The following is a 25,992-nucleotide window of genomic DNA, read 5'->3' as shown; positions in this document are numbered from 1 at the left end:
CTTATGGCTGAGTGGCCGAGGTGATAACGGCCGACCCATCTCCGACAATTCGCGAGATTTCTGCCGCCGCCTGGTTAGCTTGTGATAGCGCAGACAGATACTGAGATCGGGCTTGGAAAAGCGTGCGTTGAGCATCCAGTACGTCAAGGAAGGTGAACTTTCCGAGTTCGAACCCCTTGCTGGCAGCTTCATAAGCGCTTTGGGCACTGGGGAGCATATCGTTGCGCAACAGTTCAAACTGCTGGCGAGCAGTGCGCAGCCGCATGTGCGCTTGGGAAAGTTCGCTTTTCAGGCGTATATGGACGGCGTTGAGCTCGTCCTGCGCCTGGTAGGCCCGTTCCTGCGCTGCTCCGATGTTGCCTTGGTTTCGATCAAACAACGGCAGGGGCATCGAGATACTCACCAATCCCAGCGTGCCGTTATATTCATCTGAGCGTTGGGCACCTACGCTAACCGTCACGTTAGAAAAGCGATTCGTCCTTTCCAGCTCCAACGCAGCCCGACGTCTTTCTGCTTCCCGACGCGCGCGGGTTAGTTGAGCGGAATCGCTCAAACGGCTATAAAGCTCGCCTAGTTCGGGAAGCGGAGGTACTGCCTCTGCCGGCTCTTGTACTCGCTCAAAGCGTGGCTGTGGGTTTCCCCAGTTGGCCGCCAGACGAGTGCGCGCAGCTTCGAGTTCAGCTGTGGCCTGGGCAAGCTCCACTTGCACTCCAGTAGCCGCAACCCGCGCCCGGGTTTCCTCTACGGGAGAAACCATGCCGGCCCTCACACGCCGATTGGCCACGTTCACTGCTTGCTTCGCAAGGTTTGAAGCAGCCTGAGCGAGCTCCAGCCGTTCTTGAGCAGTAAACACATCGTAGTATGCGCCCATCACTGCCCCCCTCAGTCGAGCTTGAGCGTCCTGTAGGTCGGCGGCCGCTACGTCCATGGCGCGTTGCGCTGCCTCAATACGAGCCGAACGTTTACCGCCTATCTCGATTTCTTGGCTAAGTTCAAGCGTCGTCTCCGGGGCGTCTCCCCTTATTCCTTCCTGACTAGCGGACAATATTGGGTTTGGCCGTACTCCGGCTTGAGTAATTAATGCTTGGGAAACAGCCAGCTCGCGTTTGGCAGCAGCCAGTTGAGGGCTTGCAGAGCTAGCAAGCTCCAAGGCGCGTAACATACTTATGGAATCGATAGGCTCAACCAGGGAGGTATTTAACTCATTGACAGGTGAGGACTCTGTGAAGGTCGGCAAATCTAAAGATTGCGCAAAGGCAAGGTTGCACGACAACGTAATCAATCCTAGCAAGAATAGAACTTCTCGCATCTAAGTCTCCTAAAGAAGTTGAAGATAGAAGGCACGTCAGATACAGATAAATGGCACTCAATGGTTACTTTCGCGTCTGATCTTATTTGCATTGATGCGCCGATTAGATTTCTAAGAGCTCTCAGATTCAGCCGATGCGTAGCCGCCAAAAGGAAACTTTTTCAAGCTCCTTCTTAAGGCCACGCCAGGCGAGATTCCTTTCGTTATATACCGCTCGCATTGGTCGCCATGGAAAAAACAGCCTCAATTTGGGCTGGTTTTTTATTTGCTTTTTATAATCCCTCCTTCTCCGAACTCAAAGATTCATGCAGATATCCTAGATAACTTTTTGGCGAACCATTTTCATAATTTTACCTCGCGCCAACAACTGCGGATGATGTTGCAATGGGAAAAGCGCAAGCAACAACAGCAGAACTATTTTTCTAATCCAAGGCATAGCTGTTTTTTCCTCGCCCTAAGATGCTGGCGTCTCACATTAAGTCAGCCATGCTGGCTTCCAGGAAAGAGCAAGCCAGGGTGCTACGCGTGGATTACTTATGACCGAAGCTGCAGGTGAAGTATGTTGAGGCTCTTATCCAATCGCAAACTACCTGCGTCAAGACGAGGATCATATGCGCAGCTAATGCAACAGTGAATAGCTCAAGATCCAAACAAGAAAGCGACTTCATATAACATCGCTATACAGGCCAAATATCTGAGCGCTATCTGTAGGAGACTATAAAGTAGAGCTGTTAACGAACCAGTGACCACTTCGTTACAAATTTGTAATAAAAAAGCGATCGACTGTTGAACCTGAATCACACCGGGTTTCGTGGAGGCCTCAACTCTTGAGAGAATGAAGCATGAAGAAATCCAATAGCTACTCCCCTGAAGTCCGTGAACGTGCTGTGCGCATGGTTCTGGAGAACTTGAAGGACTACCCATCCGAGTGGGCAGCCATCGAGTCCATTGCACCCAAAATTGGCTGTGTCCCACAGACGCTGCATGGCTGGGTGCGCAAGCACCAGACCGACAACGGCCAGCGACCCGGTCAGACGACTGAGGAGCGGGACCGCATCAAGGCCCTGGAGCGCGAGAATCGTGAGCTGCGTAAAGCGAACGAGATCCTCCGCCTGGCCAGTGCTTATTTTGCCCAGGCGGAGCTCGACCGCCGCAACAAACCCTGAACGGCTTCGTCGACGAATATCGTGACCGTTACGGAGTCGAGTCGATCTGCCGAGTGGTGCAGATTGCTCCGTCCGGTTACTACCGGCATGCAGCTCGAGCTCGCCAGCCAGCGCTACGCAGCATGCGGGCCAGACAAGACGAGCTGCTGAGTAGTGAGATCCAACGCGTCTGGGATGACAACATGCAGTGTTATGGCGTCGTGAAGGTGTGGAAGCAGCTACATCGAGAGCGTATCAACGTCGCGCGTTGCACGGTGCAAAGGTTGATGCGCCGGCTTGGGTTACAGGGTGTTCGCCGCGGCCAGATAATCCGTACTACGGTGCCTGATGGGAAGCTTGTATGCCCGCTCGACAAGGTCAATCGCCAATTCCATGCCAGTCGCCCAAACGAGCTGTGGGTCTCAGACTTTACCTACGTTTCAACGTGGCAGGGCTGGCTGTACGTGGCCTTCGTGATAGATGTCTTTGCACGCAGAATCGTTGGCTGGCGCGTCAGCAACAACATGAAGACTGAGTTCGTGCTGGATGCGCTGGAGCAGGCGCTGTATGCAAGGCAGCCAGGACGATCAGATAATCTGATCCACCATAGTGACCGTGGCAGTCAATACGTCTCCATCCGCTACACAGAGCGTCTCGCGGAGGCCGGAGTAGAGCCCTCTGTTGGTAGCAAAGGAGACAGCTACGACAACGCTTTGGCTGAGACCATCAACGGATTGTACAAGGCGGAACTGATACACCGGCAATCATGGCGGAGTCGCGAAGCAGTAGAAATAGCCACCCTGAAATGGGTTCACTGGTTCAATCATCAGCGCCTTCTGGGATCGATTGGACATATACCGCCGGCAGAAGCTGAGGCAAACTTCTACCAGCAACACACAGGTCAGGCCGTGGCGGCCTGACTTAAACGGAATGGCCTCCATAAAACCCGGTACGATTCAAACCTGAAGATTACAAAATAGTAATTTACCGCTAATGTTGTGGTCATCTTTAAAAGCCTATAATTAATAAAAATTTAATGCGAAAGGCGCCATCTAGGCGCAAATGATGTCGCACATCAGGAGCATTATCATGAGCAAAAAAACCACTCTTTCACTGATAGCCATTTCAGTGACACTAAGCAACGCTCCGGTCTTTGCTCAATCGGAAACAGCGGAGGGTTTCATCGAAGGCAGCACGCTTTCGTTAATAAATCGCAACTATTATTTCAATCGAGACTTTCGCGACGGTGAGAGCACCACCGGCAATGGCTACTCTGAAGAATGGGCTCACGGAGTGATGGCTTTTTTCGAGTCCGGATATACCCAAGGTTCGGTGGAGGTCGGCGTCGACGCCTTTTCTATGCTCGGAATCAAGCTCGATTCCGGTTCGGGACGCTCCGGTGTGGGTGGCAGCATAGACCTGCTTCCTTACGACAGCGCTGGCGATCCTGAGGATAATTTCACTCGGGTGGGTGGCGCAGTGAAAGTGCGACTGTTCGATACCGAGATCAAGGCCGGTGACGTGTTCCCCACGACGCCCGTTGTGCATTACGGTGACTCACGGCTGCTGCCGGAGTCTTTCAAGGGTTTCACTGTAGTGAACAATTCGCTGGAAGGCCTTACCATCCAGGGTGGTCGCCTACACGCGATGAGCCAACCCAACACTAGCAACACGAACGACGACTTTGTCACCTTCTACGGAGGGGATGTCGACGCGTCTTGGCTCGGCTACGCAGGGGGCGACTATCGCGTTAACGAAAATATCAGTTTTAGTCTGTATACCAGCCGGCTCAAAGATGTTTGGAACCAACATTACTTTGGTCTAGCGACCACCTACCCAGTCTCAGATATGGTAGATGTGCTGGGAGGTTTCAACTATTACAAAGCAACCAATGAAGGTCGTGACCTGTTGGGTGAGTTCAACAACAACATCTGGAGTTCCAGCTTGGGTGTCGTTTTTGGTGCGCACGCCGTTACCGCATCTTATCAGCAAAACAATGGCAACAATGATTTTGACTATCTGCGCCAAGCGGACTCGATTTATCTGAATAACTCCATACAGTACAGCGATTTCAATTCACCCAAAGAACAGTCTTTGATGCTGCGCTATGATCTGGACATGGCGGACTATGGGATCCCCGGGCTTACGTTCATGACGCGTTACGCCAGTGGTTGGGGCGCTGACTATAGCAACGCGAACGAGGTGTACATGCGGCAAGACGATAACGGTGCTGCGCTGACAGGACAGAGCCGATGGGAGCGCGACGTCGAAGCTCGCTATGTTGTACAGACAGGCTCTCTCAGTGGGCTCTCTTTGAGGGTACGCCAGGCTACTACGCGGGCAACTGACTTTGAGTCAGACCTTGATGAAGTCCGATTCATAGCTGAATACCCGCTATCTATCCTGTGAGGTACCATAGGCAACACCACATCTTCTTTTTTTGCTCCCTAGGTTAGAAGATGTGTTTCAGGCGCCCATCTGGGCGCCTTTTTTTGCTTCAACGCACTTCCTTGCGCTGTGGGTTAACCAAATTTCCGGTAGATACAAAATAGCTGGATGACCCCGAAAAACTATTGCTGCGCTAGGTTGCTTGCCAAATCCATAGGCAAAGTTTTTTCATTTGTCTTTTACGTTAATAAAAAACCGTTTTCTTCTTGACCTTATAGTTAATACATAGATTATTTTTGTTCCGCTTACCGCACACCTCTTTTCCGAGCTACCTGAAATCATGCGCATCTTGATTATAGAAGACGAAATAAAAACTGCAGAATACCTACAACAGGGTCTTACCGAATGTGGTTACAAGGTCGATCGAACGGCTGATGGTCTCGACGGGTTTCACCTAGCTCAGCAAAACGACTATGACATCGTGCTACTTGATGCGAATCTACCAACCATGGATGGGTGGGAGGTGCTCGAACTCATCCGGCGCCGGAAGCAAACACGCGTCATCATGTTGACAGCCAAGGGCCGCCTGGAGCACAAAATCCGCGGCTTGGAATTGGGCGCTGACGATTACCTAGTCAAGCCGTTCCAGTTCCCTGAGCTGGTCGCTCGCATCCGAACAGTGGTGCGACGCAGCGAGGCCGTCGCACTCCCGAGCAATCTGAATATAGCCGACCTCGAGCTGGACCCGAGCCGGCATTGGGCCTATCGAAACGGTCAGCGTATCGACCTCACCAGCAAAGAATTCGCGTTATTGCATCTGCTCATGCGCCGGGCTGGCGAGGTGCTTACACGTACTGAGATCACAGCTTTAGTTTGGGACATCAACTTTGACTGCGATACCAACGTGGTGGATGTCGCGATTCGTCGATTGCGGATGAAAGTGGATGAGCCCTTTGGCAATCGGTTGATACACACCATTCGGGGTGTGGGCTACGTGCTAGAGGCGCGGCATTGAAGCCACTCAGCCTCGCATCGAGACTTGCGCTCCAAATCACATTAGCCGGCGCCGCTTTGGTCGCGCTGCTTATAGCGATGAGCTACTGGGTATTGGTACGCCAATTAGATTCGCGAGCCCAGGAGGAAATGACGGATAATCTCGGAAAAATTGATCATGTACTCGTAGATACCGAATCCAGCACAGGCCGTCCTTGGCAACATTCGCTGAGCGATACGATACTCGGCCATGACAACCTTTCGATTACTGTCGTCAACGATACAGCGAAATCGCCTATTTTGAGTATCGGAAGGTTCGCCAGTGCTCCGGAACAGCTGGATCTCGTTAACAAAGATAGTGACTTTCTGGAATGGACTGCGAAAGAGGATGTGCTGATGTTAACTGGGCGCAAGCATATCCAGGTTCCGGGACTGCCTCAAATGACGGTTTTACTTTCGCAAGATCGCAGTGCCGATCAACAGTTGGTGGCTGCATTCTTGGGCTCGGCTTTAGTGGCCGTGCCGGTATTGCTGACATTAATCTGTTTGACCGGATGGCTGGTTGCAAACAATGGCTTGCGACCGCTGCGTAAATTTCGTGCTTTGGCGACTAAGGTAACCACGCAGGATCTGTCACCCCGAATCCGCATCGATCGGCTTCCCAAAGAGCTCCAGACATTGGCGGATAGCCTCAACATAATGCTTCATCGACTCGATTATGGCGTTCAGCTCTTGTCTCAATTCTCGGACGATGTAGCTCATGAGTTGAAAACTCCGCTGAACAACCTGATAGGGAAGGCTCAGGTCACCCTAGTACGCGAGAGAAATAAGGAACAATATCTTGAAGCGCTGGAATCGTCGGTAGAAGAGCTCGAACGCATGGATCGAATTGTGTCAGACATGCTGTTTCTGGCCCAGGCCAGCCCAGCACTGAAGCTGGAACCATTATCCTTGGGGAACGACGCGAGACGAGTATGTGAATATTTCGAAGTACTCGCTGAGGAAGCGGGAATCGCAATGACGATAACGGGCGATGCCAAGATTTTAGGAAATCAACTCATGGTCCAGCGAGCCATTTCCAACCTGCTATCCAACGCGTTGCAACATTCGAACACTGGCAGCACGGTAGAACTTCAAATCCGGGAGGACTTGGAAACGATCTCATTGGCCGTTACCAATCAAGGCCCCACTATCGAATCTAGCCATCTCCCACTCCTGTTCGAGCGTTTTTACCGCACCGGCAGCATACAATCTCGAGGAGTGGGCTTGGGGCTAGCGATTGTTCGTTCAGTGATGAACCTCCACCAAGGCCACGTGGCCGTGGCTAGCACGAGCGGTCGCACCACTTTTAAACTCACTTTTCCTCGGCACGCCTGACTCGGCAAACCCCCTGAGTCAGTATTCATCAGAAGTAAAATTTCCTACTAATCGGATAAAAATTTTTATGTGGAGACATCCCGTTCTTCAGAAGGCCAAAGCATTTCTATTCTCAAGCACGCCGACGCCGGCAGCCCTGCACCCGAGTTATGCCGTGAGTATGGCATCATGCACGGCGTAGCGGGCCAAGTTTGGCGGCATCAACAGCTCGTTAGTGCCCCAGCTGCGCGAGATCGAGGATGAAAACCAGTGCCTCAAGAATGGCATGCCGAAGAGCGATTGACGGCCGAGATCATCCAGGCGGCTAAGTCAAAAATGGTGAAGCCATGCCAGCGGCGCAAGAGGTCACAGCAAGCGGTTAGCTCTGGCAACATCAGCACCAACCTGGCTGTTTTGCCTTTGACGTCAGCGTTACTTGCTATCGCTACTAGCCGCGCTTGTCATCAGAAAATGTCAAGATCGCCGACCACCTCATTAACCTCACACACAACCAACCCAACTAGGGTTATGGCCTGTTCTTCCTGTATCTGCGCAACGTGAAAGGCTATCGCTGGAATCGCAATCGGGTGTGTCGAATCTATGGCGAGCAGGAGCTCGATCTGCAGGTCAAGCCGAGCGCGCATCGTTAGGGGGGAGCCCCAGTCGCTGGCGGTGCCGAACTCGATGAATCAGTGCTGGACGACGGACTTCATGCACGACCAACTATCAGATGGCCGCAGCTTTCGGATATTCAATTTAATGTGAGCGCTGGTGATTTTGACATTTTATTCCAGTAGGTCTGACCCACTCGCGCTGGATGTTCTTACCCACCCATTCCAGTGATGGTGATCCACTGCGCTGATGATTTTGACCCATCCGTAAAGCGTTAAACTATCCGCTCTATCCCTACTTCGCAGGTCGTCTCAATTGATTGAAGAAGGCAGCCAGAATGTCTATACCGATCTCAGTTGCGCCAATGCTGACGCAATTCAGCGTAAAACCATGCTCATTGTGCGCATCAACGATTTTATTAGCGCCAAAGGGCTGGTGCTTGCCTAAGCATCGGCGGTGATGGGCATCGAGGTATTTTAGGGGCATTTTCGAGATACTGACGAAGCCTTACTGTATGCCTGCCTAAGCCAACTTGAGATGCAGTCTCACTGACTCGGTCATTTTCGCGGGCGCGAAAATGACGAAGGGGGTAATCCCCCTCCGTTGTCTATCATTTATGCCTTGGCAGCCTGCTTGCGCAGTGACTCGCCCTTGAGTCCGATACGGTGCGAACGGTGGACGATGCGATCCAGTATGGCCTCGGCAAGCGTGACGTCGCTAAACATGCTGTGTCAGTGCTCCGTGGGGAACTGACTGGTGATGATCAGCGAGCCGGTCTTTGCATGCGTTGATCGACAATGTCCAGTAAGGTATACCCCACCGTAGGCTCTACCGGAGCCAACCCAAAGTCATCGAGGATAAGCAAGTGGACTTTGGCTCAAGGCCGTTCGATACTTTGGGAGAGAGCCGTCGCCTATGGCGATTTGCAGTTCTTCGTAGAGTTTCGAGACGTTTTTATAAACCACTGAGTAGTCCTGCCGTCAGGCCTGGCTACCAAAGGCACAGGCGAGTCAGGGCTCCGGTCAGCAACAGGTTCTGTTGCTGACCGATCCAGCGACAGCTAGCCAAGCCTTCAATCACTTGCTTATCCAGACCGCGACTGCTGCGATAGTCCACATCCTCTAGGTGCGCGGCATAGCGCAGTTTCGCCTGCTCCAGTAACCGTGACAATTTGCGGTTCTCACGCTCGCTGAGTTCGCGATCAACCATTAGGCCTAAGCGGTCATCAAATGGCAATTCCTGCATGCGCGGTTGCTCAAGCTGGTCGCGGTAGGCCTTGGCCATGCCCGACAGGTGCAGTTGCTGGAGCTTGTTTTGGATCTGCTGGTTCAGCATGTCGAGTGATCCTTTTCATCGGCAAAGTAATGGGCGCCGCGCGGGTTTTCGTGAGCGGGTGTCAAGCTGGGCAAAGCTTTCAGGCCAGGGCGTTTGTCAGGTTGCTCGCGCAAGATGGATTGCAGACTTTTCAATGCGAAGATCTTGATAGTCAGCGCGTAAGCACAGGCCTCCTCCAGTCGGGCATCGCCATGCAGGTGGGCTTCCTTGCGCAAGGCGCTGGCGCGCCTTGCGCCCATTGGCCACAACGGTACGTTCGGTAAAGTGGTAGTGCAGGTGACGCAGCAGTGCAGGCCCTACTCGCTCCTCCCAGGTCAACAATGCGGCGGGTTGGCTGTCGGCGTAGTACTGATGGTTAGACGGCCGGTGTTCCGGCTGCACGCTGATGCCAGACACAAACTGACGGGCATGGCTGCTGACACTCAAATGGTTGTAGAAGACCTCAACAATCTGCCCAGTGGCGCGCACATCCACCTGCTGCTGTAACAGTCGGCTTGGCACCGAGTAATGGTGGTTGTCGTACTCCACTAGGTAGTCACTACGTACCCGTACCTTGAAGCGCCAATCCGCATGCTCGTAGGAGTGGGCAGGCAGAGGCTGGAGCGCAGGCTGAGCCACTGCGACGAACAAACTTTGCCGATTGCTGCCCGGCTGGCGTTTGAACGGACGCTGATTGAATGCCGGCAGCAAATCAAAGATGGCCTGATTGAGTTCCGCTAAGCTGAAAAAACGCCGGTGTCGCAGGGCTGCCAACAACCAGCGCTGAACCAGTTTCACGCCGGCCTCCACTTTGCCCTTATCTTTGAACCGCCCCGGGTTTCGCGGAGGCTGTTTGGTTTAAGTCAAGCCGCCACCTTGGAAGCCTGACTGGCTAGTTGCCGATAGTAGTTTGCCTCAGCCTCTGCGGGCGGTATATATCCGATGGGTTCGAGCAGTCGCTGGTGATTGAACCAATGCACCCATTGGAGCGTGGCCAGTTCCACCTGCTCACGATTGCGCCACGAGCGTCTGTGGATCACTTCGGCCTTGTACAGGCCGTTGATCGTCTCAGCCAGGGTATTGTCGTAGCTGTCCCCTTTGCTGCCTACCGACGGCTCCACGCCAGCCTCGGCCAACCGTTCGCTGTAGCGGATACTGACGTATTGCGACCCGCGATCGCTATGGTGGATCAGGTGGCTACCGCGTTCAGGCTGACGTTCGTACAAGGCTTGTTCCAGCGCATCCAGCACGAAGTCGGTTGTCATCGATGGGCTCACCCGCCAGCCGACAATGCGCCGGGCAAAGACGTCCACAACGAAGGCCACGTACAGCCAGCTTTGCCAAGTGGAAACATAGGTGAAGTCGGACACCCACAACTGATTCGGTCGGTCGGCTCGGAACTGCCGGTTCACTTTGTCCAGCGGGCACGGAGCCTTGTGGTCGCTGACTGTGGTGCGGACGATCTTGCCACGCCGGACTCCGCGCAGGCCAAGTCGTCGCATCAACCGCTCGACCGTGCAGCGGGCCACGGCGTCTCCTTCACGGTTCATCTGCTTCCAAACCTTGTCAGCACCGTAAACTTGCAGGTTCGCGTTCCACACAGCTTCGATCTTTGGCATCAACTTGCTGTCGCGCCGGGCTCGGTGGCTTTGCAAATCCGGATTTCGACGGCGGGCGGCATACCGGCGATAGGCTGACGGGGCAATCTGCAGCACCGTGCAGATTGGCTCGACCCCAAAAGCATCCCGGTGTCCATCCACCAGAGCGTAGATCACTTCAGCCGGCGGTCGAGCTCCGCCTGGGCGAAAAACGCACTGGCCACCTTGAGTATTTCGTTGGCCCGGCGCAACTCCTTGACCTCGCGCTCGAGCTCTTTGACGCGTTGCGCGTCGGCTGTGCTGACGCCCGGCCGTACGCCGGCATCGACGTCTGCACGCTTGACCCATTCCAGCAACGTTTGGGGTACGCAGCCGATCTTGGGTGCAATCGACTCGACCGCCGACCACAGCGAGGGATAGTCGCCGCGATGCTCTTGCACCATCCGCACGGCTCGTTCACGGACTTCAGGGGAAAACTTGTTTGTTTTGTTCATGGCTTCATCTTCTCAGGAGTTGAAGCCTCCGCGAAACCCGGGGCGGTTCATTTAGCAAGGTCAGTATTGGTCGCAGTGACTTAGCATAGGTACTATTTGCCACCTTTATGAGTAGCGGTGTCTGTTTTGTCGGTAAGAGCAACCTGTACACCCCGTGTGCAGGTTGCTCTTCTGACGAAGAGCCGATACGGCCATCCCTTCAGTGGCGGGCGAGGATCTTCGCTGCGATGGGCGAAGTGATCATTTGAATCACGGCAAAAAAAGCGGCTGGAATTGCGATCTCTGATGGCAAGCCAGAAGCAGCGACAAACGCTGCAGCGATGCTGAATTCCTTTTTACTGACCGTGAAAAGATAGGTAATCACCTCTTTGCGATCAGAGGTGAGTAACCGTGAGGACATACCTACCAGGTACCCAATCAAATTGAGGCACAGGGCCGCGCCCGCAATCACAAACGCATACCAGCCATAGCCAATGATCGTGGTGGCATTCGGCCCGACCACGGCGAGTAGGATCAGCAGATACAGAATCGACCCTATCCCTGCATACGCTGAATCATGCCGTGCAAAGAAAGCCGAGAACCTTGTACGCAAGCTGACCCCAATCACGGTAGGAAGAAGCACGATTAGTGTTAATTCAAGAATAATTGATCCAAGCGGCACGTCTAACTGAAGGCCGGTGAGCCATAAAAACAGGAAGGGAACAATAAACGGACATAACGCGGTGTTGACTGCGTTGAAAACAGCGGCAAGCGCCACATTGCCTTTCGCCATCAGTACCAAAAGAGGAGAAGACACATCTGTCGGCAGCGTGCCGAGCAAGGTTTGGCCAGCAGCCAGCGGGCCGCTTCCAAAAAATAGACGGCCCGTTAGCCACCCGGCAATCGACATAGGCCCATAGACCAGCCCCAATGCCAACAACTGCCGTGACGGCTTTCGGAACACGATGCGCACTGCATGCGCATCGAATGTGAGGCTGATAATCAACATCAGTAATGCCAGTAATGGCCCAATCGCGAACTTAAGCATTATTCCGGTGGCCGGAAAGAGTAAGCCTCCCCCCGCGACGACGATTACAAACCAGACAAGGTGCGCCTCGACAAAATAAATGAATCTACCCATGGTGGATTGGACGTTACCGGTTGAAGTGGATTGAGCCCCGCACCTAAAACATGATAACCTTCGGCCCAGCACACAAAGGCTCCTTGGTAGCTAGGGACGTGCTTCCCAATCCAGCGATGCAAATAGATAATGCTCAAGGGTTGAAGCTTTAGTTGCTAGAGGTTTTATAGTACCAAGAACAGATAATTCGAGAGAAGGTAACAGATGGGACATCATCATGATCATCCCCACATTGATCCTGCCTCTGGCGACCGGCGCGTCAGCATCTCCATTTGGGCCAATGGGCTCTTAACCATCGCACAAATCGTCGGTGGCATTATGGCGGGGAGCCTATCGCTGATCGCTGATGCGTTACATAACTTTTCTGACATGGCAGCATTAGTCATTGCCTTTGCTGCTCGTAAAATCGCCAGACGGCCTGCCGATGCGCATATGACCTTTGGCTATGGCCGCATCGAGATAGTGGCAGCACTCATCAATTACACCACCCTCATTATTGTCGGTGTCTACCTGATTTACGAAGGCGCTATGCGGATGGTCGATCCCCCTGAGATAGAGGGATGGACGATCGTGATTATTGGTGGCGTCGCGCTCGTCGTCGATGCCCTTACCGCCATGCTCACGTGGTCAATGCAAAAAGAGAGTGTCAATATCCGCGCCCTTTTTCTGCATAACTTATCGGATGCGTTTGCCTCCATCGCCGTGATTATCGGTGGTTCGCTTATTTTACTGTACGACATGCGCTGGGTGGACCCCGCGATCACGATAGGGATTGCGCTATATATTCTTTACCTAGCCTTCTCTGAAATTGGCGGCCCTATCCGTACGCTAATGCTGGGATCTCCCCCGGACATTGACGGGCAGGCAGTCGTTGAGACCGTACGAGATATCGAGGGAGTCCAGGATATTCACCATGTGCATCTATGGCAGATGCAGGAAAACATGGCAGCCCTTGACTGCCACGTGGTTCTGACAGAAACCGGCTGGCAGCAGCTTGAATCCGTCAAAGCAGAGATCAAGGAGCAGCTTAAAATGCGCTTCAGTATTGCTCATTCCAGCCTAGAGTTTGAGCATAGTGACCACGCGCATCAAAATGCCAATCTATATGGGCACGAGTGATAGACCGAGGCCGACTCCCGGCTCAGGTAGGTAGCGAGCGGCTTACTCCCATAGCGATTTGTAGTGGTCTACTAATCCCGGACACCAACGTAGGTGGTAAAATCGCCACCCTAAGCGAGGTGTCAGATGACCAGGAAACGACGCACTTTTTCACCCGAGTTCAAGCAGGAGGCAGCCAGCCTGGTGCTTGATCAAGGATATAGCATTCCCCAGGCTTGTACTTCTCTCGGCGTGGGAGAAAGCGCTCTTCGCCGCTGGGTCGATCAGTTGTCGCAGGAGCGTCAGGGTGTCACGCCCAAGGGCAAAGCCCTGACGCCAGAGCAACGCAGGATCCAGGAGCTCGAGGCCCGCTGTAAACGCCTTGAGATGGAGAAAACTATATTAAAAAAGGCTACCGCTCTCTTGATGTCGGACGAAATGAATCGTACGCGCTGATAGACCAGTTGGGTGAGCAAATGCCTGTCGAGATGGTCTGCGCAGCGTTCGATGTTAGTCGTTCAAGCTATTACGATTACCGCCAACGCCGGGGTCGGATAGATGTTGAGCGGCTTGCCTTGAAAGCAAAGGTAAACCGGTTGTTTTCGAAGAGCCGGAGCTCTGCAGGTAGCCGGACCATGGTGGGTCTGCTCAGCGAAGAAGGCATAGCTGCTGGGCGCTTCAAGGTGCGGCGTCTGATGAGCGAGCTGGGACTGATTTGCAAACAGCCAGGGCCTCATGCCTACAAACAGGCGACGGTCGAGCGGATCGACATTCCGAACCATTTGGCACGGGAATTTGTGGTCGATCAACCCGATCAAGTCTGGTGTGGCGACATTACCTATGTATGGACCGGTCAGGCCTGGAGTTACCTTGCTGTAGTGCTGGATCTGTATGCGCGCCGTGTCGTTGGCTGGGCCATGTCAGCCAGTCCAGATGCAGACCTTGTTGTAAAAGCGCTGGATCACGCCTGGGAACAGCGGGGCAGGCCGGACAATGTCATGTTCCACTCGGACCAAGGAAGCCAGTACGCAAGCCGCAAGTTCCGCCAGCGGATCTGGAGATACCGTATGCAGCAGAGCATGAGCCGGCGTGGAAACTGTTGGGATAATGCTCCAATGGAAAGGCTGTTCAGAAGCCTGAAATCAGAGTGGATACCTGCCTTTGGCTATCGAAGTCTGCCAGAGGCGCAAAGGGATGTTGCTGACTACCTGATGGGCTATTACAACGAGCAACGACCGCATACGTTCAACGGTGGTGTATCGCCGGTAGCGGCGGAAGAAAAACTTAAAATACTGTCCGGTATCAGTTGACCACTACACGTCCTGTGCAGCCAGTCATTGAGCCGTTAGCTACTTAGCCATATACCGCGGTCGCAGCTCGCGGTGACGCTGACCATAGGTCTCGATAACCCACTGGTAGGTCTTCACGTCCGAACCCGGCAGCGCATACTGGATATCGAACACCTCCTTAGCCAAGGCTTTCCACTCTACGATTGAGGCAGCATCTGGCTGTATCCGCTGGCTTTTCCGCGTGTATCAGGTAGGTCAGGCTGGATGTCAGGAAGTCTAGTGTGTCTTCGACGCTCTCCAGTAGCTCTATGCGTTGACGCTGCGTCATTCCAAGCGCAGCGGCACCCGACAAAAGCATTGTGTATCTCCTCTGAGTAAGTGTCAGCATGCCTTGCACCAAGGGAATACAAGGCTTACCCTGCAGTCTGCAACATCACTCTGGAGCCGGGAAAACTTTTGGCAGCAAGCAAGATCGCTTTAGCGTAGCCCAAATAGTTTTCGAGAGTTGGGGCTGACGATCAGATCAGATCTATGGTGGCGTCTTGCTTGTTACTTGCAGCAATGGCTAGGGCGATATTCAACGCACTGATTATTGCTGCAACTCAACATGGCGGGTTGTTAGCTTTTAATCATGCGCATGACCGTGGCTTTCAACGTCCGACTGAGTTTCTGGTTCGCCACCACATGCCGACAGCAGGCCGAGCAGGCAAAAAAACAGCAGTGTGCGACTCAGGGTAGTCGTGGTTTTCATCGTGTATTCCTTTTAAATTCGATCATGTATGTAAAGCCCCGGCGCTCTCAGACGCAGGGGCTTTTTGCCTTAGATAACTCGCTTGACGCTCAGGTACTCGCCCTTGGTCTTGAGCGTGATGGTCACATCTTTGTTACTGCGGTTGCGCCAGAACCAGCCGTGGGTGCCGTCGAAGATGGCGGTGAACTCGCCATTGTCGCCTTCAACCTGCTTGCCCTTGCTGTAGCTGTGAAAATAGCCATTCGGGCCGTTGTAGGGCTCGCCGTGGGTGTCGTGGTTGACCGGCACACCATTGGTTGTCCACTCGTAGCTGACTGTGGCCTTGTCGAGCATTTCCAGTTTGATTTCACTGGCCTCGCCCGGTTTCAGTGTGACCGTTACCTCATCGGACTTCAGGGCTGGCTCAGGAGGTACTACCGGTGTGGCCACAGGTACTGCCGCAACTTGTTCTTGAGCCAAAGGCTGAGCAGGCGCAGGAGCTTGAGCAACAGGAGCCGCAACAGGCTGAACAGCTGCATCCGCTGCCGCTTCTTCGGCCAGAGTTATTTTAATTTCGCCCATCTGGGACAGTCCGAGTGCGCGACCTACGCCCGTTGGGTCGATTGCGTACTCAGAGGGCATAACAACAGTGACCAATAAGACAGCGGCAACACCTACGGCGATCACAGTAGAGCGCAGCAACTGGCGGCTGGTCGGCAATTCACTTTGGATCGGAAGCTTAGTATTAAACATGCTTAGTATTCCTTATTGAGAAACGATCAGTCCGGTGAGCTGGTAACCCATCAACAGGAAGCCGGCGCTCATCATGGCGACATTGGCAGCGTAGGCATGACGCCAAAAGCTAGCGGTGCGCCTCCAGTAGCCCATGGCAATCAAGATGGCGCTCAGAGCCAATAGCTGGCCAATTTCAACGCCGACGTTGAAGGCAATCAAATTAGGTATCAGGCCGTCTGCCGAAATATTGTATTCCTGAATCTTGGTCGCTAGGCCAAAGCCATGGAGTAACCCAAATATCAAAGTGGCTACTTTCGTATTTGGCTGGTGACCGAACCACCGTTGGAACGCTCCTAGGTTATCGAGTGCTTTGTACACCACCGAAAAGCCGATAATGGCGTCGATCACATAAGAGCTGATGCTGATTTCCGCCAACACGCCCAGCAGAAGTGTGATGGTGTGGCCTACGGCAAACATAGTGACGTAGAAGCCCACATCTTTTAGGCGGTAGAGGAAGAAGATCACCGCGAAGAGAAACAGCAGATGGTCGTAGCCGGTAATCATGTGTTTAGCGCCCATGTAGATAAACGGCAGTACCATCACACCGGAGCTTTCTTGGATAAATCCCTTGTCGCCTTCGGCAACAGCATGGGCTAGTGCTTCAGGCATGCCGAGAAACAGCAGTGCCATGAGCAGCAGCAACAGTAGTAAAAAGCGACTCCGGCGCACCGGAGATGCGTCCATTGCTCGCATAGATAGCGATTGCATAATTAAGTCCTGAGTTACAGTGATTTTGGGCCGCATGGCGGCCTATGTCAGAGCACGAGTTCAGGGCGGGGGGGCCGCTCGATCAGGAAGATCGGTCTGGGAGGAATGGAATAGCGAGGTGCTTCCCTTGACTGTGTTCGCTCTGACTCCGTACTGATGCTTAGCAGTGAAGTTAGATGCGGTGTTTCATGTAAATGATCTGCGGTCAGCGGCGAGTGGCAATGATCCCCGTACGTAGCACAGGTCAATTTTTCATCACCATAGGTATGAGAATGAATGGTGCTGTCATCAATCCAAGGCTGCTGGCTCGAACCCATAAAAAGCGCAGATGTATGCCCGGCCCACGCTATCAATATGGCGAGAGCAAGAGCAAAAAGTACCTTGGTAATGATGGACTTACCGAGCATGTTGTGGCTCTTTCGATGCCTAAGCAGTGGTTGGCTTTCTGGAGGGCTGGACGGATTGACCTTATCCCCCCCAGGGGGATAGCATGCGAGCATAATTCATCGACGCACGAGACTCAAGTCATGAGCGAACACGAGCACGGACATCAGCACCAAAGCCATAAGGACATCGTCAAAAGATTGAAGCGCGCAGAAGGTCATCTGCGCAGCATCGTAACCATGATCGAAGACAGCCGCCCCTGTGTAGACATAGCTCAGCAGCTGCATGCAGTGGAAAAAGCTGTCTGCCAAGCCAAGCGTGTGCTTATCCAAGATCACATTGACCACTGCCTGGAACACACAGTCGAAGCCCTCGCGACAGGCGAACGCGCCTCACTTGAAGACTTCAAGCAAATCACCAAGTATCTTTAGGTCCATCCTATGTCTAGCTTCGCCGAACTTCTGCAACAGGGGGCCTCGCAGGCCTGGCTGTACTTTCCTAGCGCTATCCTTCTAGGGGCCTTGCACGGCCTGGAACCGGGGCATTCGAAGACTATGATGGCAGCGTTCATCGTGGCCATTCGTGGTTCAGTGAAGCAGGCGGTGCTCCTGGGGTTGGCCGCAACGCTCTCGCACACTGCGGTTGTGTGGGCGGTGGCAATGGCCGGCATGTACCTCGGGCAGAACTTGGACGCCGAAACCACTGAGCCGTATTTCCAGCTAGCCTCTGCCGCGATCATCATTGTCATCGCGGTATGGATGCTTTGGCGTACTTGGCGTGGAGAACAGATGTGGCACTTCGAGGAAAGTGATGATCACTTGCATGAAAATCACGATGAAACGCACCGCATTGACACCGGGCACGGACGTATCGAGCTGTCGATCTTCGAGGAAGGCGTCCCGCCGCGCTGGCGATTGAGGAACCTGGCTGGCCATAACTGGCCAGCTGCTGAAGTGAGCCTACTGACAACTCGCCCCGATGGATTGGCCCAACGGTTTCGCTTCGTGGGTCGGGGCGACTACCTAGAGTCGCTGGACGAGATTCCCGAGCCCCATGAGTTCACGGCACGCTTGAGCCTGGGCCATGCCGGTCACCCCCATGACTATGACCTAGAGTTCCGCGAGCATAGCCACGGTCATGATCACGCTCACACTGAGCTGGAGGGACTGGAGCTGTCGCTAGAGGGCTATCAGGATTCCCACGAGCGCGCGCATGCCAATGACATCCGCAAGCGCTTCAGAAACCGTAAAGTCACTACTGGCCAAATCATCATGTTCGGCCTGACGGGCGGCCTGATTCCCTGTCCAGCAGCAATCACTGTGTTGCTGCTGTGCCTGCAAGTGAAGGAGGTCGCGTTGGGAGCCGTCTTGGTACTGTGCTTCAGCATTGGTCTGGCCATTACCCTAGTCACTGTTGGTGCCGCTGCCGCTCTCGGCGCACGCCAAGCGTCCAATCGTTGGCCTTGGTTTGGCACCGTGGCGCGTCGCGCCCCGTACCTGTCCAGCTTGTTGATTATCGGCGTGGGGATTTACGTCGGCGTCCATGGCTGGATCGGCCTGAACGCCTAGCCGATGTGGGAGTTATCCGCATATTTCGGCCTGTTTCTCGCCACCTTAAGTGCCGCCACGCTGCTGCCCATGCAGTCGGAGGCGGTACTGCTCGGGATGATATTGACCGACCAGTATGCAGCCTGGGTACTGCTGGCGGTGGTCACCACAGGCAATGTGCTGGGCTCGGCGCTGAACTGGCTGCTGGTTCGCTCTATCGAGCACTACCGGCACAAGCGCTGGTTTCCCGTCAGCGAAGGCTAGCTCGAAAAGGCCTAGCAGGCTTATCACCGCTTCGGTCGCTGCTATTGAGCTGGGTGCCGATCATTGGTGACCCACTAACCGTAGTGGCGGGTGTCATGCGCGAAACACTCTCGAGTTTTCTGTTGATAGTGACACTGGCCAAAGCAGCCGGCTATTTGCTGCTGGCGGTCGTGACGCTTGGCTGGCTCGGGTGAGCGCGCGCGATGCCAACCTGGATCTGATCAAATGGCTGGCGATGCTGAGCATGCTCTTGGATCATTTGCGCTACCTCTGACCGCAGGCGGCTGATTGGCTATTCAGCGTCCCGGCCTTGTGTGGCTATTGCCTGCCGCACTTTGCCTGCTGGCCAGCAGCCGCAACCGCTGGCTCGCGGACTGGGAGTTCCAGCCCTATACCTTGCTGATTCTGCTCACAGCGTTCACCGCTCCCTTGCTTGGGCTATTGCTGCTGCGCCGCCCCGGCCGTTTCAGGAGCTGGCCGGTCAAACCCTGGGGTTATTGGTTCTACCCTGCCCATCTAGCAGCACTGCATCTGATCCGCTCGCTCAGCTAATGCAGATGCCTCACTTCAGAAGTCTTCTGCTGTTCTTATTGCCGCCGTTCTCGCCCTAACCTCCGTGGCAGCCCTCGCCCACAGCGATGGTACGGACTCGAAAGGTTGCCACCGCAACCACAAAACAGGCGATTACCACTGCCATTAAGCAATAGCCTGTAGCGACTGGCGGCCCCTCACATCTGTAGTACCCAGATACAGATGTACAGAGCCTGATAAAGAGTTTGAGATCCTGGTTTCATTTGTTTGGGCATAAAACTAGGACCCTGTTTCCGCCCCGGCATGTCCGGGACTTTTTATGCACGAATCTGCGGAGCGGGCCAGAATCGTCAGCACGGTGGGTCACCATCATTGGAATGGATGGGTCAGGACCTCCAGCGTAAGTGGGTCACAATCGTTGGAATTGGATGTCAGAAACGCTGGAATACACAATTTAATCGATGACTTTAACCGCAAAGCACTGGCGATGGACGTTGATCTGTCTCTGCCCACAGAGCGTGTCGTTCACGCCTTGGATCAAATGATCTTGTAGCGTGGCAAACCGCTCGCCATCCGCAGCGACAACTGCCCTGAGCACATTAGCAACAAGCTGGTAGCCTGGACTGAAACATGACATCCGTCGGGAGTACATCCAGCTGCAAAACGCCTACGTCGAGCGGTGCAACCTAACAGTGCAATACGACTGATTAGGGCATTACTTATTTGAGTCGATAGCTGCGGTGCAAGGTCAGAGATCGAACTGAATCTGGACATATAATCACGAGCGCCCAAATATGGTCCTCGGAGGCATTACCCTCAAACAAAAGCTGGCCCTAGGGACTTAACCTCTATTTCTAGCGAACGCTATGGATGGGGATTACCCATGAGTCGGCGCGAGGACTGTCACGGCAATGCCCCAATGGGGCGTTTATTTCGAAGCTTGAAAACGGAATGTATACTGGCGATGTGTTACATGACTGCATCGCTAGCCCGGTAGGATATTGGTCGATTTCCGATGCGTCGATACAACTGGCAACGACCACAACAATTCAACGCAGGGCTCGTGTTATGGAAAACTTAACTCAGTGTCCAGGATCACTTAACCACTACACTCAAAATACTGAGTGATTTGTACTTGAGTAATAGTGGCCTGGTTTTTTTGATTGAAGCATAAATATTGATTTATCTTTACCGCGTCTCAATTGTCCGCCTGATCTAAACCGTCCTGACGCTGATCTTGCCTTGCTTGGACGGCTTCTTGCTTTTGATGACCTGAGTGTTCCTCTTCAGATAAGCGAGTTTGTTTTTCACGGGCGTTTTCATGAAATCGCTTCGACCTATCCAAACCTTCTTCGGCACTGGCCATACCTACAAAGAATAATAGGGTGCTGCTGATCGCGATAGATTTTAAGAAGTTCATTTTAATCCCCTGCTCTTGTTAAGCTCGCCTATCGGATGGCGGCTTTTCACTGTTCACAGTTTAAGACTTCAAACCTGACAGCAAGGTGAGCGCAAAATTACAAAACTGTAATTTTTCATTGGGGAATTGTTGCCTGCTTGTGTTTTTAGCAAGCTCTAAAAGTCTAAGCGAAAGCCTATCTGTTGCTCAACTATGCCACTGCTCTAATAGGAAATCCATGTAGTGGTCGTAAGCGTATAGCCAACACACGCCCACATGACTGACGGTGTGTGGTTCAGTCCGTCGACTGCGTCCAGTATTTGTCCAATCGATCTGTAACGGGTATGCCCCCCTCAAGCTTTAAGACAGTACAGGTAAGGGCAGACAGCCATTCTTGATGCCTGGCTAAGCTACGTCCAAGGACGCTCCTCTCATCTACTGAGCTGCCCAAGCCAGAAATTCAGCCTGAATCTGCGCTAGGGCTTTTCAATACTATCTCCGTCGACCATTATCGCAAGCATGTGAAAAACATAGTTAAGCAGCTGCGAGGAGTACTGTTTTATATTTTTCCTTTTCCCAACGATTTCATCCTCGTTGACATGCCGCAATCTCAGGTACGCCTGAATCGACTTGCCTTGCGCAGCTTCTTGCAAATGAGTGCTTATTCCGAGCGAATGCCAAACATTCAGTTCTTCGATGCGCGCCTTTGGCGCAAGCAAAATATTTAATTCCCAGCGCCTTTTAGGTATGACCTTCTCAAGTGAATTGATGAATTTTCCTGCATCATCCAAGCAGGTAAATCGTATGCCCTGCTTCGTTTGGCTGGTGTTTTTTTCCAGTAATCGATACACCACCTAATCGCTCCCTTATCTTTCCCGAATGCGTCTCGCAAAAGCGAGATCACTCTGTCAGTTTCCTTCGCTGTAGCCCTATCTTGAGGCCTTATGGGCGCTAGTGGGATCCCGATAGCGGTTGAGCTCATGCGCTTTGGAAAATGTCGCCGATTCCCAGCCTTGGTTACTAGATTTTGTATTTGCGTCGCCGCTTCCAGCCATCCTTTTATTTTCGTTTTATCAATGTAATAACGTACACAAAGCGTCGAGATAGGGTCACCCCCCTCAAGATCGCGAAGAACTGTGTAGCAATCAAGAACTGTAGCCCTCGGTTTTGGTGATGCGTACTGAAAAGCCTCAGCTGCCATAGTGCTTATATCGCTTGACTGGAATCTTCGGGACATCGGCGCAAGCCGTTTAAGAATTTCGGGGCGCAAGGCTGACAACCTGACGGCGATGCCACTATCCTTAAAATGAGTATTTATCGTCTGAGATGAAAGCCCACTCAGACTAGAGATATGTTCTTTCTCGAGCACCGGGTCGTATTTTGTAAGCCTCCTCCAGATAAAAAGACTTGTCTCATGGATGTAGTACAGAAAGGTCGTATCGGGTGATAGGTGCCCGGCAAGACCAGCAAGCGCACTGTACTTATCTCGGTCACACATCGGGTTTGAGCAAAACAACTCTGACCGTATTATTTTAGCCTGCTCTCGACTGTATCCGGTCAGTGCTTCAATCAAGTCAGGGGATTCCTCCATTACAATGAATAGGGTTGTCAAAGTACTGTGCCTGAGGTGATGAAAGGAGAGTTCGTCCAGACCTTGGAAGCTTAAAAGAGCTTTTGTCAGACCTGAAACCATGGTCCCGCTGTGAGGAACCGTCACCGCATGTGATTCTGAAAAAAGCAGTGTGCTTACGTGATTCTTATTTTGTGTGCCGCGTTGGTACACGTAATGACGAAACCTTTCTAGCTCACTAGGTAGTAGCAGCAGATAAACGGGGACTCTTCGACGTGCCGAGTCTGTTTTATTGTTTCCGTATCGATTGCTCACAACGTAGAGCCAGTGCTCATCAGACCTTTCAATGTCAGAAAGCCTCAGCTTGAGCAACTCCCCTCTCCGCATTCCGGTGCGGTATGCCAGGATCAGAAGCACCGAAAGACCTTCCTTCGTGTCTCGATCTACGCCCGTCAGGTTCTGAATACCCTGAAGCATGCCTTGGTAATTGTGTTCCGGGATGAACCCTGCCCTTACCTGTGACTGCTTTTGTGTATCGCCCACGCACTCAAAATAACTTGTTAAATCTGGTAGGCCGTACTGATCCGACTGGCATGCAAATCCGTGCAAGTCTTGCAAACGACCCTGAAGGTAATTCTGCGACGAGACTTCATCCCCAGGCTTGAACGTGAGTATCTGCCGATATATTTGTTCGAGCTCGTTCTCATCCATGTCGTCGATGTCAGCTTCATTTGTATGAAACAGCCACAGACGAGCGAGAGCAGAGAAATAACGCCGCGCTGAAGAGACCTTGATTTTTCGGTATATAAGCCTATCGAGAAGCCAGTCAACCAGAATGGCGGCATTGAAGGAGAGTGCCTGATTGCGTAGTTCCTGCAACCGCTTTATAGCTCGGGCCGGTGTGTTCTTTTCTCCAGAAACCTCTGACTGCAAAGCTTCACGAGCTTTCTTAATCACAACATCCACGGGCGTTATGCCGCCAACATGTTCGGGATGCTTGAGTATTACCCGCTCTGGTGCACCCGTTGCTAGGCTACTTTTCGATACGATTTGCACATCACTCAAAGAGAACGTATTCGGGGTATTTTCGTCGAAGCTTTTCAGAAGCCAATTCTGTACAAACTTCGGCGGTAGTGACACCGAACCCACACGACCCGCTGCACACTCTAGCAATGCCTGTGGAAGCTCAACACCAGGTAATGTCTCTGTTATCGTTTGGGCCCCTTGGCAAAAGGTACCTAAGCTAATGATTGACTTTTTTTGAGAGCGGCTAGCCATTCTGCTCTCGATAATCGCCCAGACGCTCGGTTGATCTAGCACTTCGAGTTTTTCTGAAGTTTTATGAATCTTTATGTGCTGGAGCTTTAAAAGCTGAGCGAGTGTTCGGTTGTCTGGATAAAAACGCTGAAGTGTTTGCCAACTCGTGCCGCTCTCAGAAGAGACCCTATCATTCAGAGGGTCATTACCTCCACTTAAGACCAAATCTATCCAGACATAGGCAGTATGACCATCGGCAATCTGTAAAGGCTTCGGTTCGCTGACGAGCAGATTTGCAAGACTGGTAACCGCCCGCGGATTCGCCAGACCACCGTAAAAAACTGCAGAAATGAGCACGTCTGCAAGCCTGACTTTAAGGTCGGGCGAGTGTTTTTCATTAGCTAACTTTTGTAGCCAGCTCTCGTAGAACCTCCCTGCATTAACTCTGAATCACACCGGGTTTCGTGGAGACCGTTTCGTTTAAGTCAGGCTGCGATAGCCTGACCACTGTGCTGCCGGTAGAAGTTTGCCTCAGCTTCTGCCGGCGGTATATATCCAATCGATCCTAGCAAACGTTGGTGGTTGTACCAATGAACCCATTCCAGCGTAGCGATCTCAACCGCTTCGCGGCTCTTCCAGGACTGCCGATGAATCAGCTCCGCCTTGTACAATCCGTTGATGGTTTCTGCTAAAGCATTATCGTAACTATCCCCTTTACTGCCTACGGAGGGCTCTATTCCTGCCTCGGCGAGACGCTCCGTATACCGAATAGAGACGTATTGACTGCCGCGGTCGCTATGATGAATCAGGCTTCCTTCACGCTCCGGCTGTCGGGCATACAAAGCTTGCTCCAGTGCATCCAGAACAAACTCTGTTCTCATATTGTTGCTCACACGCCAGCCAACGATTCGGCGAGCAAAAACGTCAATGACAAACGCCACATACAGCCAGCCTTGCCATGTGGAAACGTAGGTGAAATCTGATACCCACAACTGGTTTGGGCGATCCGCATGGAATTGCCGATGGACTCTGTCCAGCGGGCATACCACCCTTCCATCAGGCACCGTTGTACGAATGACCAGGCCGCGTCGAACGCCCTGTAGTCCAAGCCGGCGCATCAACCGCTGTACAGTGCATCGTGCCGTATAAATGCCTTCCCGCTTAAGCTGTTTCCATACCTTCACGATACCGTAGCACTGCATGTTGTCATCCCAGACGCGCTGGATTTCATCACTCAACAGTTCATCTCGCTTGGAACGGACACTCTGACGCTCTGGGTCGCGTGCCTGGGCTGCACGATGGTAGTAACCAGACGGAGCAATCTGTATCACTCGACAGATCGACTCGACTCCGTAACGGTCACGGTACTCATCGACGAAGGCGTTCAGAACTTGTTGCGGCGGTCGAGCTCCGCCTGGGCAAAATACGCGCTGGCTAAACGTAGAATTTCATTCGCCTTGCGCAGCTCGCGATTCTCCCGTTCCAACGCTTTAATGCGCTCCCGTTCCTCCGTCGTTTGACCGGGACGGTGTCCGCTATCCGTTTGGTACTTGCGTACCCAGCCATGCAGTGTCTGGGGCACACAGCCGATCTTGGGCGCAATGGATTCGATCGCGGCCCATTCGGATGGGTAGTCTTTCAGGTTCTCCAGAACCATGCGCACGGCACGTTCACGAACTTCAGGGGAGTAGGTGTTGGATTTTTTCATGCCTCATTCTCTCAAGAGTTGAGGTCTCCATGAAACCCGGTGTGATTCACTCCTGCCTTGAAGTTTCTTTGACTACGGCTGCTAGTGGTTCGAGGGATCCTGGCGATCATCGACGGTATGTCCAGCTGCCACCAACCCTTCTCGTTACCCGTTGCTACGTAGCTAGCCAATGCATGGTAAGCAATCCGGAGTCTTGTGCTGTCTTGATACTCCGTCCGGAGGAAGCCCTGAAAGCTCTTTACTTGGGTATTAAACTCCTCACTATTCACAGGCTTTTCTGATAATGCAGGTAAGTGGGCAGCGATCATGCTGGCCATATTGCTCAGCACCTGTGCTTCGGCACTGGATAACTTAGATTTACCTTTTTCAGCCCGCATTGCCGA

The 25,992-nt window shown here is 52.9% G+C and carries 24 protein-coding genes, 1 pseudogene and 3 other annotated features; of the genes and pseudogenes, 12 read left to right on the top strand and 13 right to left on the bottom strand.

All coding sequences use genetic code 11. The features are described 5' to 3' along the window. Position 1: 1 nt before the first annotated feature. The gene (locus AC1XYH_RS18590; protein WP_439270924.1) at positions 2 to 1,309 is read right to left on the bottom strand and encodes a TolC family protein; all 1,308 of its coding nucleotides are present in this window, start codon (positions 1,307 to 1,309) and stop codon (positions 2 to 4) included. An 842-nt stretch (positions 1,310 to 2,151) separates the two neighbouring features. Here AC1XYH_RS18590 and AC1XYH_RS18585 point away from each other — a divergent pair. The 5 genes from AC1XYH_RS18585 (at position 2,152) to AC1XYH_RS18565 (ending at position 8,250) form a co-directional block, all read left to right on the top strand. Next, a protein-coding gene (locus AC1XYH_RS18585) for an IS3 family transposase (protein ID WP_096006128.1) occupies positions 2,152 to 3,374 on the top strand; the annotation gives its coding sequence in 2 pieces (ribosomal slippage) (positions 2,152 to 2,437 and positions 2,437 to 3,374; 1,224 coding nt in all). Continuing rightward, positions 2,430 to 2,546: a sequence feature (AL1L pseudoknot), on the top strand. Its footprint overlaps the gene before it by 117 nt. A 169-nt stretch (positions 3,375 to 3,543) precedes the next feature. Further along, on the top strand, positions 3,544 to 4,863 hold the full coding sequence (locus AC1XYH_RS18580) for an OprD family porin (RefSeq protein WP_123891418.1): 1,320 nt from the start codon (positions 3,544 to 3,546) through the stop codon (positions 4,861 to 4,863). 319 nt (positions 4,864 to 5,182) lie between these two features. Further along, positions 5,183 to 5,857: a heavy metal response regulator transcription factor gene (locus AC1XYH_RS18575; protein ID WP_123891417.1), complete on the top strand. Its 675-nt coding sequence runs from the start codon at positions 5,183 to 5,185 to the stop codon at positions 5,855 to 5,857. Beyond that, positions 5,854 to 7,212 (top strand): heavy metal sensor histidine kinase, encoded by a 1,359-nt coding sequence (locus AC1XYH_RS18570; RefSeq protein ID WP_182249977.1) that lies wholly within the window; start codon positions 5,854 to 5,856, stop codon positions 7,210 to 7,212. The genes AC1XYH_RS18575 and AC1XYH_RS18570 overlap by 4 nt, the downstream gene beginning before the upstream one ends. Positions 7,213 to 8,118: 906 nt before the next feature. Beyond that, positions 8,119 to 8,250, top strand: coding sequence for a helix-turn-helix domain-containing protein (locus AC1XYH_RS18565; RefSeq protein WP_256671458.1), 132 nt, complete (start codon positions 8,119 to 8,121; stop codon positions 8,248 to 8,250). Between the two features lie 167 nt (positions 8,251 to 8,417). Here AC1XYH_RS18565 and AC1XYH_RS18560 read toward each other — a convergent pair whose 3' ends face one another. From AC1XYH_RS18560 to AC1XYH_RS18540, 5 genes are all read right to left on the bottom strand, one after another. After that, on the bottom strand, positions 8,418 to 8,528 hold the full coding sequence (locus AC1XYH_RS18560) for an ATP-binding protein (RefSeq protein ID WP_372237943.1): 111 nt from the start codon (positions 8,526 to 8,528) through the stop codon (positions 8,418 to 8,420). A gap of 265 nt (positions 8,529 to 8,793) precedes the next feature. Then, entirely contained in the window at positions 8,794 to 9,138 is a 345-nt protein-coding gene (locus tag AC1XYH_RS18555) for an ATP-binding protein (RefSeq protein ID WP_372237944.1), read from the bottom strand. A gap of 96 nt (positions 9,139 to 9,234) precedes the next feature. After that, the gene (locus AC1XYH_RS18550) at positions 9,235 to 9,915 is read right to left on the bottom strand and encodes a Mu transposase domain-containing protein (RefSeq protein ID WP_123891415.1); all 681 of its coding nucleotides are present in this window, start codon (positions 9,913 to 9,915) and stop codon (positions 9,235 to 9,237) included. Between the two features lie 65 nt (positions 9,916 to 9,980). Next, positions 9,981 to 11,209 (bottom strand): IS3 family transposase gene (locus AC1XYH_RS18545; RefSeq protein WP_483324579.1). Its coding sequence is split into 2 segments (ribosomal slippage): positions 9,981 to 10,921 and positions 10,921 to 11,209, totalling 1,230 coding nucleotides; the frame shifts between segments, so codons are not numbered across the junction. Further along, positions 10,815 to 10,931: a sequence feature (AL1L pseudoknot), on the bottom strand. (Overlaps the previous gene by 117 nt.) Before the next feature lie 199 nt (positions 11,210 to 11,408). Beyond that, positions 11,409 to 12,329, bottom strand: a complete 921-nt coding sequence (locus AC1XYH_RS18540) for a bile acid:sodium symporter family protein (RefSeq protein ID WP_027957952.1) — start codon at positions 12,327 to 12,329, stop codon at positions 11,409 to 11,411. A gap of 204 nt (positions 12,330 to 12,533) precedes the next feature. Here AC1XYH_RS18540 and AC1XYH_RS18535 point away from each other — a divergent pair, with 204 nt between their 5' ends. Together AC1XYH_RS18535 and AC1XYH_RS18530 are read left to right on the top strand one after the other, a co-directional pair. After that, complete coding sequence (locus AC1XYH_RS18535; protein ID WP_016916432.1) at positions 12,534 to 13,448, top strand: cation diffusion facilitator family transporter; 915 nt, start codon at positions 12,534 to 12,536, stop codon at positions 13,446 to 13,448. Positions 13,449 to 13,574: 126 nt separating this feature from the next. Further along, positions 13,575 to 14,737 (top strand): IS3 family transposase gene (locus AC1XYH_RS18530; RefSeq protein ID WP_339667071.1). Its coding sequence is split into 2 segments (ribosomal slippage): positions 13,575 to 13,830 and positions 13,830 to 14,737, totalling 1,164 coding nucleotides; the frame shifts between segments, so codons are not numbered across the junction. A 604-nt stretch (positions 14,738 to 15,341) separates the two neighbouring features. Here AC1XYH_RS18530 and AC1XYH_RS18525 read toward each other — a convergent pair. The 3 genes from AC1XYH_RS18525 to AC1XYH_RS18515 all read right to left on the bottom strand — a co-directional run bounded on the left by AC1XYH_RS18525 (position 15,342) and on the right by AC1XYH_RS18515 (position 16,949). Continuing rightward, positions 15,342 to 15,467: a hypothetical protein gene (locus AC1XYH_RS18525; protein ID WP_256671457.1), complete on the bottom strand. Its 126-nt coding sequence runs from the start codon at positions 15,465 to 15,467 to the stop codon at positions 15,342 to 15,344. Between the two features lie 69 nt (positions 15,468 to 15,536). Further along, positions 15,537 to 16,199, bottom strand: coding sequence for a transmembrane anchor protein (locus tag AC1XYH_RS18520; RefSeq protein WP_123891467.1), 663 nt, complete (start codon positions 16,197 to 16,199; stop codon positions 15,537 to 15,539). Positions 16,200 to 16,211: 12 nt separating this feature from the next. Beyond that, positions 16,212 to 16,949, bottom strand: coding sequence for a HupE/UreJ family protein (locus tag AC1XYH_RS18515; protein ID WP_372237936.1), 738 nt, complete (start codon positions 16,947 to 16,949; stop codon positions 16,212 to 16,214). Positions 16,950 to 17,476: 527 nt separating this feature from the next. Between AC1XYH_RS18515 and mreA the strand changes: the two genes are divergently transcribed. From mreA to AC1XYH_RS18490, 5 genes and pseudogenes are all read left to right on the top strand, one after another. Next, positions 17,477 to 17,764, top strand: a complete 288-nt coding sequence (gene mreA / locus AC1XYH_RS18510; RefSeq protein WP_123891465.1) for a metal-sensing transcriptional repressor MreA — start codon at positions 17,477 to 17,479, stop codon at positions 17,762 to 17,764. A gap of 9 nt (positions 17,765 to 17,773) precedes the next feature. After that, the gene (locus AC1XYH_RS18505) at positions 17,774 to 18,901 is read left to right on the top strand and encodes a nickel/cobalt efflux transporter (RefSeq protein WP_123891464.1); all 1,128 of its coding nucleotides are present in this window, start codon (positions 17,774 to 17,776) and stop codon (positions 18,899 to 18,901) included. Positions 18,902 to 18,904: 3 nt separating this feature from the next. Next, a pseudogene (locus AC1XYH_RS18500) lies at positions 18,905 to 19,338 on the top strand (YqaA family protein). Between the two features lie 94 nt (positions 19,339 to 19,432). Continuing rightward, positions 19,433 to 19,696, top strand: a complete 264-nt coding sequence (locus AC1XYH_RS18495) for a TraX family protein (RefSeq protein ID WP_235869805.1) — start codon at positions 19,433 to 19,435, stop codon at positions 19,694 to 19,696. Positions 19,697 to 19,760: 64 nt separating this feature from the next. Further along, positions 19,761 to 19,844 (top strand): YHYH domain-containing protein, encoded by an 84-nt coding sequence (locus tag AC1XYH_RS18490; RefSeq protein WP_483326415.1) that lies wholly within the window; start codon positions 19,761 to 19,763, stop codon positions 19,842 to 19,844. Between the two features lie 1,029 nt (positions 19,845 to 20,873). Here AC1XYH_RS18490 and AC1XYH_RS18485 read toward each other — a convergent pair. From AC1XYH_RS18485 to AC1XYH_RS18470, 4 genes are all read right to left on the bottom strand, one after another. Further along, entirely contained in the window at positions 20,874 to 21,095 is a 222-nt protein-coding gene (locus AC1XYH_RS18485) for a hypothetical protein (RefSeq protein ID WP_123891462.1), read from the bottom strand. A 703-nt stretch (positions 21,096 to 21,798) separates the two neighbouring features. Further along, a complete protein-coding gene (locus tag AC1XYH_RS18480) occupies positions 21,799 to 24,258 on the bottom strand; it encodes a tyrosine-type recombinase/integrase (protein ID WP_483324578.1) in 2,460 nt (819 codons plus the stop codon). Between the two features lie 128 nt (positions 24,259 to 24,386). Then, a protein-coding gene (locus AC1XYH_RS18475) for an IS3 family transposase (RefSeq protein ID WP_483324577.1) occupies positions 24,387 to 25,609 on the bottom strand; the annotation gives its coding sequence in 2 pieces (ribosomal slippage) (positions 24,387 to 25,324 and positions 25,324 to 25,609; 1,224 coding nt in all). After that, positions 25,215 to 25,331, bottom strand: a sequence feature (AL1L pseudoknot). It overlaps the preceding gene by 117 nt. Positions 25,610 to 25,620: 11 nt before the next feature. Continuing rightward, a complete protein-coding gene (locus tag AC1XYH_RS18470) occupies positions 25,621 to 25,986 on the bottom strand; it encodes a hypothetical protein (protein ID WP_483324576.1) in 366 nt (121 codons plus the stop codon). Between the last annotated feature and the right edge of the window lie 6 nt (positions 25,987 to 25,992).

Source organism: Pseudomonas sp. GW-45, assembly GCF_056896675.1.
This window is presented reverse-complemented; position numbering and strand designations above follow the sequence as displayed.

Excerpts from the sequence above, each read along its gene's own strand:
- AC1XYH_RS18485 (WP_123891462.1), bottom strand. The coding sequence starts at position 21,095 with ATGAACTTCTTAAAATCTATCGCGATCAGCAGCACCCTATTATTCTTT.
- AC1XYH_RS18525 (WP_256671457.1), bottom strand. The coding sequence starts at position 15,467 with ATGAAAACCACGACTACCCTGAGTCGCACACTGCTGTTTTTTTGCCTG.
- AC1XYH_RS18555 (WP_372237944.1), bottom strand. The coding sequence starts at position 9,138 with ATGCTGAACCAGCAGATCCAAAACAAGCTCCAGCAACTGCACCTGTCG.
- AC1XYH_RS18505 (WP_123891464.1), top strand. The coding sequence starts at position 17,774 with ATGTCTAGCTTCGCCGAACTTCTGCAACAGGGGGCCTCGCAGGCCTGG.
- AC1XYH_RS18580 (WP_123891418.1), top strand. The coding sequence starts at position 3,544 with ATGAGCAAAAAAACCACTCTTTCACTGATAGCCATTTCAGTGACACTA.
- mreA (WP_123891465.1), top strand. The coding sequence starts at position 17,477 with ATGAGCGAACACGAGCACGGACATCAGCACCAAAGCCATAAGGACATC.
- AC1XYH_RS18470 (WP_483324576.1), bottom strand. The coding sequence starts at position 25,986 with ATGCGGGCTGAAAAAGGTAAATCTAAGTTATCCAGTGCCGAAGCACAG.
- AC1XYH_RS18515 (WP_372237936.1), bottom strand. The coding sequence starts at position 16,949 with ATGCAATCGCTATCTATGCGAGCAATGGACGCATCTCCGGTGCGCCGG.
- AC1XYH_RS18520 (WP_123891467.1), bottom strand. The coding sequence starts at position 16,199 with ATGTTTAATACTAAGCTTCCGATCCAAAGTGAATTGCCGACCAGCCGC.
- AC1XYH_RS18540 (WP_027957952.1), bottom strand. The coding sequence starts at position 12,329 with ATGGGTAGATTCATTTATTTTGTCGAGGCGCACCTTGTCTGGTTTGTA.
- AC1XYH_RS18590 (WP_439270924.1), bottom strand. The coding sequence starts at position 1,309 with ATGCGAGAAGTTCTATTCTTGCTAGGATTGATTACGTTGTCGTGCAAC.
- AC1XYH_RS18575 (WP_123891417.1), top strand. The coding sequence starts at position 5,183 with ATGCGCATCTTGATTATAGAAGACGAAATAAAAACTGCAGAATACCTA.
- AC1XYH_RS18560 (WP_372237943.1), bottom strand. The coding sequence starts at position 8,528 with ATGTTTAGCGACGTCACGCTTGCCGAGGCCATACTGGATCGCATCGTC.
- AC1XYH_RS18535 (WP_016916432.1), top strand. The coding sequence starts at position 12,534 with ATGGGACATCATCATGATCATCCCCACATTGATCCTGCCTCTGGCGAC.